General features: G+C 63.0%; 10 protein-coding genes. 1 reads left to right on the top strand and 9 read right to left on the bottom strand.

What is annotated here, in order from left to right:
• Positions 1–19: 19 nt before the first annotated feature.
• Entirely contained in the window at positions 20–934 is a 915-nt protein-coding gene (locus tag P0D71_RS31165; protein ID WP_408483426.1) for an ABC transporter permease, read from the bottom strand.
• On the bottom strand, positions 927–2,018 hold the full coding sequence (locus P0D71_RS31160) for an ABC transporter ATP-binding protein (RefSeq protein ID WP_408185119.1): 1,092 nt from the start codon (positions 2,016–2,018) through the stop codon (positions 927–929). The genes P0D71_RS31165 and P0D71_RS31160 overlap by 8 nt, the downstream gene beginning before the upstream one ends.
• Before the next feature lie 303 nt (positions 2,019–2,321).
• Between P0D71_RS31160 and P0D71_RS31155 the strand changes: the two genes are divergently transcribed.
• Positions 2,322–3,197 carry an IclR family transcriptional regulator gene (locus tag P0D71_RS31155; RefSeq protein ID WP_091809165.1) on the top strand — a complete coding sequence of 292 codons (876 nt, stop codon included), beginning with the start codon at positions 2,322–2,324 and terminating at the stop codon, positions 3,195–3,197.
• 97 nt (positions 3,198–3,294) lie between these two features.
• Here P0D71_RS31155 and P0D71_RS31150 read toward each other — a convergent pair whose 3' ends face one another.
• From P0D71_RS31150 to P0D71_RS31120, 7 genes are all read right to left on the bottom strand, one after another.
• Positions 3,295–4,875 (bottom strand): OprD family outer membrane porin, encoded by a 1,581-nt coding sequence (locus tag P0D71_RS31150; protein WP_408483425.1) that lies wholly within the window; start codon positions 4,873–4,875, stop codon positions 3,295–3,297.
• Positions 4,876–5,030: 155 nt separating this feature from the next.
• Positions 5,031–6,077 carry an ABC transporter ATP-binding protein gene (locus P0D71_RS31145; protein ID WP_408483424.1) on the bottom strand — a complete coding sequence of 349 codons (1,047 nt, stop codon included), beginning with the start codon at positions 6,075–6,077 and terminating at the stop codon, positions 5,031–5,033.
• Positions 6,074–7,072: an ABC transporter ATP-binding protein gene (locus tag P0D71_RS31140; protein WP_091807068.1), complete on the bottom strand. Its 999-nt coding sequence runs from the start codon at positions 7,070–7,072 to the stop codon at positions 6,074–6,076. Before P0D71_RS31140 ends, P0D71_RS31145 begins: the two co-directional genes overlap by 4 nt.
• A gap of 1 nt (position 7,073) precedes the next feature.
• Positions 7,074–7,988: an ABC transporter permease gene (locus P0D71_RS31135; protein WP_408185123.1), complete on the bottom strand. Its 915-nt coding sequence runs from the start codon at positions 7,986–7,988 to the stop codon at positions 7,074–7,076.
• A gap of 3 nt (positions 7,989–7,991) precedes the next feature.
• On the bottom strand, positions 7,992–8,930 hold the full coding sequence (locus tag P0D71_RS31130; protein ID WP_408483423.1) for an ABC transporter permease subunit: 939 nt from the start codon (positions 8,928–8,930) through the stop codon (positions 7,992–7,994).
• Positions 8,931–8,946: 16 nt separating this feature from the next.
• Positions 8,947–10,563 carry a peptide ABC transporter substrate-binding protein gene (locus P0D71_RS31125; RefSeq protein ID WP_091807072.1) on the bottom strand — a complete coding sequence of 539 codons (1,617 nt, stop codon included), beginning with the start codon at positions 10,561–10,563 and terminating at the stop codon, positions 8,947–8,949.
• Positions 10,564–10,744: 181 nt separating this feature from the next.
• On the bottom strand, positions 10,745–11,317 hold the full coding sequence (locus P0D71_RS31120; RefSeq protein ID WP_007177972.1) for a cupin domain-containing protein: 573 nt from the start codon (positions 11,315–11,317) through the stop codon (positions 10,745–10,747).
• Positions 11,318–12,211: the final 894 nt, after the last annotated feature.

Here is a 12,211-nt window from a genome sequence, read left to right as displayed (position 1 = left end):
TGATAGGTGCGCTGATGAATTAGCCGAGGCTTCTGGTGTACTTACGTTCGAGAACGCGGTAGTACGTGAGAATCACGATCAGATTCGCGACCAGCAGGAGCAGCGCGATGGTCGCGCCGAGCGGCCAGTTCAGCGAGCCGAGGAATTCGTCGTAGACGGCGGTGGCGGCAACTTTCAGGCGCCGTCCGCCGAGCAGGCCGGGAATCGCGAAGGCGCTCGCCGACAAACCGAACACCATCAGGCTGCCCGACAGAATGCCCGGCGTGAGTTGCGGCAGCACGATACGGCGCAACGTGGTGGCGGGCGACGCCATCAGCGAAAGCGCGGCGTTTTCCGTTTGCGGATCGAGCTTCTGCAACGCTGTCCATACCGGAATCACCATGAAAGGCAGCATGACGTGCACGAGTGCAATGACAATCGCGAAGGTGGTGTATTCGAGCTTGTAGGGCCCGAGTCCGATGAGGCCGAACGCCTGATTCACGAGTCCGTTGGTGTTGAGCAGCATGCTCCAGCCGAAGGCCCGCACCACCACCGATACCAGCAGCGGCGCAAGAATCACCAGCAGGAACATCGAGCGATAAGGATCGCGCATGCGCGACAGAACGTAGGCCTCAGGCGTGCCGATCACGACGCACAGCAGCGTGACCAGAAACGCAATGCCGAACGTGCGCAGAAAGATGGTGTGGTAATACAACGAGCTCAGTACTTCCGCGTAATTGCCGAACTGAAATGCGGCTATGGGCCCGCTGGCCGGATCGAAGCGATAGAAGGTCAGCACCAGCGTCATCAGCAGCGGCACCAGCACGAGCGCCACGAACAGCAGAAATGCCGGCGCGCACATCAGCCACAATGGCAAAAAAGCATGCCATGACACACGGCGCGGTTTAGCGGATTTCACGTCGCGGTCGTCGGTTGCGGGCAGCGTACTAGCCATGATGCGCGTCCCGTTGAACGAAGCGAATCGCGTCGCTGTTCCAATCCACGCCGACCGCCGCGCCTTCCGCCAGCGGCTCCGTGCCTTCGTTCTGGCAGCACACCAGCACTTCGCCGAGCCGGCTGTCCAGCCGGTACAACCACTGGCTGCCGAGGAAGAAGCGACTCGTCACGGTTGCCGGCACGCGTCCCGCGTCCGGCGCGCACAGCCGCAGTTTTTCCGGACGGATGCACAAGGTCACCGCGTCGCCGACACCCACCACGCGCTCGCGCGCCGGCAACTGCGCCATGTGCCCCGTTTCCGCCAGGTCGTGGCCGAGGTCGATGCGGATCGCGTCGCCCTCGCGCGCCACGACCGTGCCCGGCAGCATGTTGGCCTTGCCGATGAACTGCGAGACAAAGCGATTCTCGGGGCGCTCGTACGCTTCGTACGGCGTGTCGATCTGCGTGATGCGGCCGGCTTCCATCACCACGACGCGATCGCTGATCGACAACGCCTCGGATTGGTCGTGCGTCACCATGATGGTGGTCGTGCCGATCTTGCGTTGAATGCCGCGCAATTCGAACTGCATGTCTTCGCGCAACTTGGCGTCGAGATTCGACATCGGTTCGTCGAGCAGCAGCACGGGCGGCGCGATTACGATGGCACGCGCAATCGCCACACGCTGCCGTTGACCGCCGGAGAGTTCGCGCGGAAAGCGATGCGCGAGCGCGTCGAGGCGCACCAGCGCCAGCGCTTCACGGATGCGCTCCTTGCGCTCGGCCTTGTCGATGTTGCGCATTTCCAGCCCAAAGCCGACGTTCTCGGCGACGCTCATGTGCGGAAACAGCGCATAGCTCTGGAACACGATGCCGAGGCCGCGCTTGTTCGGTTTCATGTGCGTGATGTCGCGGCCGTCGAGCGTGATGCGGCCGCGCGTCGTTTCGACGAAGCCCGCGATCATCTGCAACGTGGTGGTCTTGCCGCAGCCGGACGGCCCGAGCAGCGAAACAAACTCGCCTTTTTCCACCGACAGGTTCACGTCCGCGACGGCGTGCAGATCGCCGAACGATTTCGTGACGTCGGTAAGTGTGAGGAACGACATGATCTGACCTTTGGATGGTTCGACACCGGTTCAATCGACTACTGCCTCGATGACGCCGACTCTAGCCAGCCAAATTACGGTCAGTCAATTTCAAATTCCGTTTGGCGATATAAAATTCACAAAAATTCCATCAAACGGAATGTATTTGTGGGAACATCGTGGAACTGTTCCGCTCCATGGCGTCCGGAAAATCCCTATGAATCATGACAAGATTGGCGCATGGCGGGAAAGCGTCCGGGATTCCATATGAGGATAAAACGCTTTATAGTGTTCCGGTCAATGAAATAATCGAGAGCCATGAAGATGAATGCTGCCGCCAAACGGGATACCGATACTGCAGCAGAGGCGGGCGCAGCGCCCGGCCCCGGCATGCTGGAACGCGCGTTCGCGGTGATCCGCGCCTTGTCCGAAGCTCAGCCCGATGGCGGTCGCGTCACGCGACTGGCGAAAGCGGTCGGTCTGACGCAGGGCACCGTGCACCGCATCCTGCATGCGTTGATCGCGGAGGGCATCGTTGAACAGGACGAAAGCTCCAAGCTGTACCGGCTGAGCGTGGATTTTTTCGCGCTCGCGGCGCAGGCCGGCAATCCGAGCGGCATGCGCACGCTGTGCCGTCCCGCGTTGTTGCGGTTGTGCGCCAGTCTCGGCGACACGATCTTTCTGCTCGTCAAGAGCAGCTTCGACGCGGTGTGCCTCGACATCTGCGAAGGGCCGTTTCCGATCCGTTCGTTCACCGGCGATATTGGCGGGCGTGTGGCGCTAGGTGTCGGGCAGGGCAGTCTGGCGATTCTCGCGTTTTTGCCGGAGGCGGAGCGTGAGGAGATCATCCGCTTCAACGTGCCGCGAATTCGTGGCTACGGCGTGCTCGACGAAGTCTATTTGCGCACCGAGATCGAACGCGTGCGTCAGTTGGGCTACGCGGGGCGCAATAGCGGCGTGCTCGACGGCATGGCGGGCGTGGCGGTGCCGATTCTGGATCGCACCGGCGTAGCGGTGGCGGCGTTGAGCGTCGGCACGCTGGCCGCGCGCCTGGGCGACGACCGCTTACCGATGGTGGTCGAACTGCTGCGGCGGCAGGCCGATGCGATTGGCCCGCAAACCAATCCGTTCGATGTCGCGTTGCGCAGGCCGATGCATGGCTTGTCGCGCGCCATGACCACCGAACGGATCACGGGATAAGCGCAGGCGAAGCAGCAGGCGTCACGCTCGAGCCACGAGCGTGACGCCCCTGTGCGGCAGCGCGAAAACCCGCGCGCCAGATGCCGCTGAAAACCGCTTAGAACACCTTCACCGGCACATTCACGACCAGCCGGTATTCCATGTTGTTGCCATCCGAGTAGTGGTACTGACTGTTGTGCCACATCGCGATGAACGTGACCTTCGTATCCTTGAAGCGCCCGCTTTGCAGCGTATAGCTTGGAATGAAACCGAACTCGTGATGGTGGCCGTGCACCGGCTCGCCGTTCTTCCAGTAGAGATCATGCAGCGGCGCCGACGGCGAAGCATTCTCCGCCGCACCCGCGGATGCGTCCGCGCCCCATCCGTATTGCCCCCAGAACATCGCCTTGAGTCCCGGCACACCGGCGTACTTGCCGTCGAACGTATAGCGCAATTGCAGCGACTGCTCGTGCGGCGCGTTGTAGTCCACGTCCATCGAGTTGGTCAGGTAAATGCCGTTGGTCTCGTTGACGTAGTCGAAGAACTGGTCGCCGAGCACCTGCTGGTAACCGAGCAGCAACGCATGCGGGCCGTGCTGCGCGGAAACCGACACGCTGTAGGCGTTGCTGTTGATGTGCCCCTGACGTGACGCGCCGGTGTCGTGCGTCGAGTAGATGTTCGCGAGCCCGCTCCACTTGATGGTGGTCGGATCGCCGAACGACTGCGCGACCGAGCCGTAGTACTGACGCCAGACGTCGTCGGCCTGATCGACATACAGGGCCATTTCGCCGTTCTTCGCGTAGTGCCAGGTGCCGCCCACATACGTGAGCCGATCGATCCGCGTGCCGCCGTACGAGGTGGTGAGATTGGTCAGGTTCGTGTGGCCGCGCGCGTCGACCTTCGTGAAGCTGCCGGCCTCGAGCGTGGTGTGCACGAGATCGTTGCTGACCATGGAAACGCCGAGGAACGTCGGCGGCAGCGCGCGATTGTCGTGTGGTTCGAGGAACGGGTTGGTGACGATCTGCAGACCATACTTCACGACCGTTTCCGAAATGCGCCCCTTGATGTCGTACATGCCGGGGTAGGCCCACGCGAGTTGTTCCGAACCGCCACCGTCCTTTCCCACGTGCACCATGTTGCCCGCGCCGTTGCCGCCGTCGAGCTTGAGCGCGCCGAACAGCGAGGCATCCACACCGAAGCCGACCATTCCTTGCGTGTAGCCGGATTCATAATTGGCCTGCACGCCCTGAACCCACGCGTGACGGTAGAGGGTGTCAGGCGCCTGGAAGTAATCGGAGTAGTTGCGAAACAGCAGATTCAGATGGCTGTCGGCGATAAACCCTTTGCTCGCCGCCTGGCTCGACAGCGGTGCGGGCGGCGTGACCGACTGATTGGCTTCGGCGTTGACGATGGCGTTGGTGGTGTCCGGCTGGTCGTTACGCACCTGGCCGCCCTGGTCCGCGCGGCGCTTGCCGGATGGACTGCTTTGCGCGACCGAAGGTTCCGGTGCATGTTGCGTAGGGGACGACAACGTTTGCGCTAGCGCTTGAGCTTTAGACGTTTCGGAGGTGGGCTCCGAAACACCGTCGTCGGCATACGCGTTCGCGGCGAGGGTCAACGCGGGAAGCGTGAATGCGCAGTAGAAGAAAGTTGCAGCTCCGGTTTTTTTTGACCGGTTTTTTGATCGGGTATCTTTCATGGAATACGTCTCTGATTATTGTGGTGAACCTTTGGCCGGCGCGTAGCCAGTCCAAGCGAATCGCTCAGTCCTGCTGATGACAGGACGAGCGAATCCAACGGCGCGACGGCCCGCCGCGCCGGAGAATACGGTTTTAACTTCTTGGGTTTGCTGCTCTAGCGGTGTTCCAGCGGCGCTTCCTTCGGGACGTCCCCCACGCGAATGCATGCGACGCGTGTCGCTTTGGCGCCGTGCGTGACAGGCTGCGGAATCTCCCGCGCGCAGGCTTCGATCGCATCCGGGCAGCGCGTGCGAAACGCGCAACCGGACGGCGGACTGAGCGGCGAGGCAATCTCGCCGCGTAACAGCAGATGACGGCGCGCGCGCTCCACCACTGGATCGGGGACCGGCACGGCAGAGAGCAATGCCCGCGTGTACGGATGACGTGGCGTGCCGTACACCTCGCGCTTGTCGCCAAACTCCATCACTCGTCCCAGATACATCACCAGCACGCGGTGGCTGATCGCTTTGACGACGGCCAGATCGTGCGCGACGAACAGCAGGGAGAGCGACAGTTCGCGTTGCAGATCACGCAGCAGATTGACGATCTGCGCCTGGATCGACACGTCGAGTGCGGATACGGGCTCGTCGCAGATCACCAGTTGCGGCTCGCCGATCAGCGCGCGCGCAATGCCTACGCGCTGGCACTGGCCGCCGGAGAACTCGTGCGGATAACGGCGCAGATGCTGGGCGTTGAGGCCGACGCGTTCGAGCATGGTCAGCACGCGGCGTTGCACGTCGGCGCGCGCAATGTCCTGGCCGTGCGTCGTCAATGGTTCGGCGACGATCTGTTCGATCGTCATGCGCGGATCGAGCGAAGCGAGCGGGTCCTGGAAAATCATCTGCACGTCGCGGCGCAAACGCGACGTATCGCGTTGCGCGCCGGGCACCACGGTTTCGTCGCCGAGCCAGCGCACGCTGCCGCTCGCCACGGGAGCGAGCCCGATGATCGCGCGCGCAAGCGTGGATTTGCCGCAACCCGATTCGCCGACGAGCCCCACGGTTTCGCCGCGCCGCACGGTAAATGACACGCCGTCCACCGCGCGCAGCGTCGCTTTGCCGGACCACGGAAAGCCGCCGCGCGGCACGCCGAATTGCACCTTGAGATTGTCGACGCGCAAGAGCGTTGCCGCGTCCTGGTTTGCAGGAGGAGTGGTGTTCATACGTGTTGGGCCTCGAGAATTTCCGCTACCGGCCGATGGCACGCGCGCAGGGCGTCGGCGTGACCTTCCGCGGAAGTGAGACGCGGGCGCGACTCACGGCAGCGATCGGTGCAATATCCGCAGCGCGGCGCGAATGCGCAGCCCGCGCCGACTTCGCCGGGCAGCGGCGGATTGCCGGGGATGGTTTGCAGGGGGCGCTCGTCATCATCGTCGGTCAGGCGCGGCAGCGCGTTCAGCAGCCCGAGCGTGTACGGATGCGTCGGCGCGGCGAACAGCGCGGCGGCGCTCGCCTGCTCGACGGTCTGGCCGGCGTACATCACCATCACGTCGTCGCACAAACCGGCCACCACGCCCATGTCGTGCGTGATCAGAATGATAGCCGTGCCGCGTTCCTGATTCAGTTCGCGCAACAGTTCGATGATCTGCGCCTGCACGGTCACGTCGAGCGCGGTGGTCGGCTCGTCGGCGATCAGGATTTCGGGCTCGGAGAGCAGCGCCATCGCGATCATCACGCGCTGGCGCATGCCGCCGGAAAACTCGTGCGGATACATGTTGATGCGCCGCGCGGCATCGGGAATGCGCACCGATTCCAGCGTTTCAATCGCGCGGCGGCGCGCTTCGCGGCGCGACATCTTGCGGTGCAGTTGCAACGTCTCGGTCATTTGCCGTTCGATCGTCAGGAACGGATTGAGCGAGGTCATCGGATCCTGAAAGATCATGCCGATGCGGTCGCCGCGAATCCGGTTCAAGGCCGCTTCGTTCATGGTCAGCAGGTTTTCGCCGCGATAGGTCGCGGCGCCCGACACCTTACCGTTGCCGGCCAGGAGGCCCAGCAGCGCCATCACGGTCTGGCTCTTGCCGGAGCCGGATTCGCCGACGATACCGAGCGTGCGGCCCGCCTCCAGCGAAAACGACACGCCTTGCACCGCGTCGACGGGTGCGCCTTCGCGGCGCGTAAAGCGCACGCTGAGGTCTTTGACTTCGAGTAGCGGCATGTCAACGGTCCTTCGGATCGAATGCGTCGCGCAAGCCATCGCCGACGAAATTCACGCAATACAGCGTCACGCACAGCATCACGGCGGGGCACAGCAGCAGCCAGGGCATCGATTCGAGCTTCTGCGCGCCGTCCTGAATCAGCACGCCCCAACTCGTCATCGGCTCCTGCACGCCGAGGCCGAGAAACGACAGCACCGATTCCGTCAGCACGATGTTCGGCACCGTCACGCTCGCATACACCACGACCACGCCGAACAGATTCGGCACGATATGGCGCGCGATGATCGAACGCGAACTCACGCCGATCGCCTTCGCGGCGTCGATGAATTCGCGCGAGCGCAGCGACAGCGTCTGGCCGCGCACCACGCGAGCCATGTCGAGCCACGAAAACGCGCTGATGGTGAGCACGACCAGATAGAACGCGCGGCCGAACATGGTCATCATCAGAATCGCGATCAGCATGTAGGGGATCGCGTACATCATGTCGACGATCCGCATCATCACCGCGTCGACGCGTCCGCCCAGATAACCCGCGGTCGCGCCGTACGCGACGCCGATCAGCCCGGACACCAGCGTGCCGAGCAGGCCGACTTCGAGCGACACGCGCCCGCCTTGCAGCGTGCGCGCGAGCAGATCGCGGCCGAGTTCGTCGGTGCCGAACCAGTGCATGTTCTGCAACGTGGGCGCGAGGCTGATCGCGCTCCAGTCGCTATCGATCGGGTTATTCGGCAACAGCCACGGACCGGCCACGCAGGCGATCACGATCAGCATCAGCAGGACGAAACTGGCGAAGGCGGCGCGATTGCGCACGAAGCGCCACGTGGCGGTGGCGAGCGGGCCGCGCGAACGCGGCGCCCTTGCTATGGCCGCGAGCGGATCGAGCGCCGCGGCAGTCGATTGAAGAGAGCGGGGCATGGATCAGTACCGGATGCGCGGATCGAGCCACGCATAGGCGAGGTCGACCAGCAGATTGAACAGCACGGCGATAGCGGTCGTCAGCACGACGAGGCCGAGCACAAGGGTGTAGTCGCGATTGATCGCACCGTTGACGACCAGCTGGCCGAGGCCCGGCAGCGCGAACACCGATTCGGTGACCACGGCCGCGGTGATCGACGAGATGCAGATCGAACCGAGCAGCGAGACGACCGGCATCAGTGCCGGCTTCATCGCGTGGCGCAACACGATCGTGCGGCCCGGCAAACCTTTGGCGCGCGCCGTGCGGATGAAGTTGCCCGACAGCACTTCGATCATGCTGCCGCGCATCACGCGGGCAATCGCGGCGACGTTGATGATGGTGAGCAGCACGATCGGCAGCACGCGATAGCGCCATTCGCCTTCGCCCCAGCCGCCGGCCGGCAGCCAGCCGTGCCCTTCGGAGGTCTTCAGCAGGATCGCGAAGATCCACACGAGTACCGGGCCGAGCACGAAAGGCGGCACCACGTTGCCGATATTGCCGAGCACCATCACGAGGTGATCGACAAAGCGGTCGCGCCGCACCGCGGCCACCGTGCCGAGCGCGACGCCGATCACGAGCGCGATCGGCACCGAGACGCCGCCCACGCCGAGGCTCACCGGCAACGCCTTCCACACCAGATCGTTGACGGTCCAGTCGGCATAGCGGAACGACGGCCCGAGATCGCCGTGCAGCAGCGAACCGAGATAGTGGAGGTACTGCAACCACAACGGTTCGTCGAGGTGGTACTTGGCGTTGAGGTTCGCGAGGACGGCCGCCGAGAGTTGCTTCTCGGTGTCGAACGGTCCGCCCGGGGTGAGATGCAGCAGCAGATAGCACGCGGTGATCACGGCGAGAATCGTCGGGATCGCCCAGAGCGTGCGGCGCAGCGTATAGGCCAGCATGACGGTGCTCCCGCGCTTAGTGCTTGATCAGATACATGTCTTGCGTGGCGCGCTGGTCGACGTAGTTGGTCGACGTATAGCCGCCCACATACGGTTTCACCAGCCGGTCCGCCGAGTACTGGAAGAGCGGCACCAGCGGATAGTCGTTCATCGCCAGATCGTGCGCCTGCGTGAGCAGAGCGGTGCGCTTCGCGTCGTCGAGCTGCTGGTTGGCCTGATCGACCAGTTTGTCGACTTGCGGGTTGCAGTAGCGCTGATCGTTCTGCACGCTGTTGCAGCGGATCAGATCGAAATACGACATGGCGTCGTTGTAGTCGACGAACCAGCCGTCGCGCGAGGCCTGCACCTTGCCGTCGTGGCGCTGCTTGAGCAGCACCTTGTATTCGACGTTTTCGAGCTTGGCGTTCACGCCGAGCTTGGTGCGCCATTCGGAAGTCGCGAACAGTGCGACTTTCTTGTGCAGGTCGTTGGTGTTGTAGGTGAGCGTGAACGTGAGCGGCTTGGCGTCCGAATAGCCCGCCTGCTTCAGCAGATTGCGGGCATAGTCCACGCGCTTGGGCATCGGCCAGGTGGACCACTCAGGCTTGAAAACGGCCGCGCCTTGCGTGCCCTTGGAAATCAGGCCGTACATGGGCAGTTCGCCGTCCGCGGTGAGGCGCTGGGTCAGCAGGTCGCGATCGAGCACCATCGAGAGGGCCTGGCGCACGCGCTTGTCCTTGAACAGCGGGTCGTCGTTGTTCAGGCTGTAGTAATAAGTGGCGATCTGCAGGCCGGTTTTCAGTTCGGAGCCGAACTGCTTGCTCACCTGCGCATAGATGCCCGAGGGGACTGAATACGTATAGTCGAACTGACCGGCCTGATACATGCGCATGGCCGTTTCGTCGTTTTCAATCGGCAGGTAGGTCACTTTCGTGATCACGACCTTGCTGGCGTTCCAGTACGTCTTGCTCTTCGTCCCCACCAGGCGGTTGCTCGGCTGCCAGTCGGTCAGCGCATAAGGTCCGTTGCCGACGAAGTTGCCCGGCCGGGTCCAGTCGCCGCCGAACTTCGTCACGACATCACGGTTGACCGGCGCCATGGTCGGCATGGCGGCCAGTTGCGGGAAGAAGGCGGCGGGAACTTCGGTGGTGACTTCGAGCGTGTACGGATCGACGGCGCGCGCGGCGAGGCTCGTGAGCGGCGCCTTGCCGGCGAGAATCGCCTTGGCGTTCTTCACGAATTCGACCAGCACGGTGTACTTCGAGCCGGTTTTCGGATCGAGCACGCGCTGCCATGCGTAGATGAAGTCCGCCGCCGTGACCGGCTGACCGTTGCTCCAGCGCGCATCGTGGCGCAGCTTGAACACCCACGTGTCCGGCCCGGTGCGCGTCCACGATTGCGCGACGCCCGGCACCACCGCGCCGGCTGCGTCGATGCGCGTCAGGCCTTCGAACAGGTCGAGCGCAATCGTATTGCCGGTCCACGATTCGATATGCGCGGGGTCGAGCGATTCGGTTTCAGCCGGCACCTGGCGGGTGATTTCCTGGCTCGCGGCGAGCGTGACGCCGGCAGGTACGTTGACAGCAAAAGCGGATGGGGCAAACGAGAGGACGAGCGCGGTCAGCGCCGTCGCGTAGACGAACGGGGTTTTCATCGATTGAGATCGCAGGAAAGGTCGGGAGAGAAACGCGCTGGCGCCAGGGCGCCCGTTTAGCTGCGTTGCTCGGGCCAGGGCGGCCCTTGTTGCTCGTATTGATAGCGCGACATGCAGGATTCCTTACATTGCGTAATGCAGGCAATCCCTGGCCGGTCCGACCGGATGAGGTGCCTGCTCTTTAGAACAGTCTTGGTGTGCCCACCCAGACGACCACCGACTCGATGCGCGCGGTGTTCACCCAACTGTGCGGCACCGTCGATTCGTAATGCGCGCTGTCTCCCGCGTGCAACACGAACGTCTTGCCTTCCAGTGTCAACGACACTTCGCCGTCGATCACATACATAAACTCTTCTCCGGCATGCGTGGTGACTTCGGAGCGCTTCTGCCCGGGTGGCATTCTCACCAGGATCGCCTCGAGCTGGCGGCCGCCCGTCACATTGGTCAGCCGCGCAAACAGATTGGCCGAGTCCGCAAAACCGAAAAACCTCAACTGATCGCCGCGGCTCACGCAGCGTTCTTCGCTGGGTGTGTCGACGAAATACTGCACTGTGACCCCGAGTGCGTTTGCGATCCCCGCCAACGACGTGATGGACGGTGACGCGAGGCCACGTTCCACCTGCGACAGAAACGGCTTGGAAATGCCCGCCGCGGTTGCCGTGTCATCCAGCGTGCGCTTGAGCCGTTGCCGCAGCGCGCGGATCTTGCTGCCGATTTCTAGTGCCGGATTGCTCTTTTGAATTGTCGTGACCATAGCAGGAGGAAATTAGCCCGTCAAAATTTGTTTGATATATGTAAATATGGTTTGATTGCGGTCCGGGCGCGGCATCGGGCCTTGGCGACGCCGGGTGAAGCAAGCGACCACAATCTGAGATAACACTCTATGTTGCCAGAATCGAAACTAAACCCCGCCAAAATGACTGTTTATTTCGGAAAACAGCAAACAAAGGCGGTAATGCCTGGAGTATGCACGCTCGCCGGCGCGTTTATGCAATTCGAGTATCAGCAGGATTAACGGCATGACATTACAGATTATTTTTGGCCGCGGGTGCGGATGCGGCAAAGACGCAAGGCGCAATCGACCCATGTCATCAACGCGGGATCGGTGAAATCCCTGAGTGACTCAGCATGTTTCTATTTGCAGAATCAGCCCCGCTGTTTCTCATTCCGCGCGCAGCGATCCTGTGCGGCGGAGCACTGTCCGGCCCGTTCCAACCGAACGCCCGCCGGCGTAAGGATATGACCATCACTGCCGATCTTTCCCGCCGCGGGCTCGCCGCCCGTCGCCGACTGGCACCGACGCCATCGGCCGGCCTCAGAATTTCCATTCGCCGCGATGCTTTATCATTGAGCCCGCTCCGCATGCCGGAGCGCGAGCCCGATATGACCTCGCGTGCCCCGGCAACGCGTTGCGCAGGGCGCTCGCCAACGGGACTTGCTTCGGGGCCTATCGCGAGACGGGCCTTCGCCACCCTTCCTGGTTTATCTGCTGGTTTGGCGCATTGGCGCGCGAATGCGCGCGTTCGCGCCAGGGCCCATGCGTCCGCGTGTGCGTAACGGCACAGGCTGCGCCGACTGTCTTTCCAGATTCCGTCTCATGCGCCGCGCGGCCAGTTCGCGCGACGCCGTAACCGTTTGAACAAGAGGT

It is taken from the genome of Paraburkholderia sp. RL17-383-BIF-A, from assembly GCF_046028015.1.
Lineage (GTDB): Bacteria > Pseudomonadota > Gammaproteobacteria > Burkholderiales > Burkholderiaceae > Paraburkholderia.
Note: the sequence above shows the minus strand (reverse complement) of the source record. Positions and strands in the feature narration are given on the sequence as shown.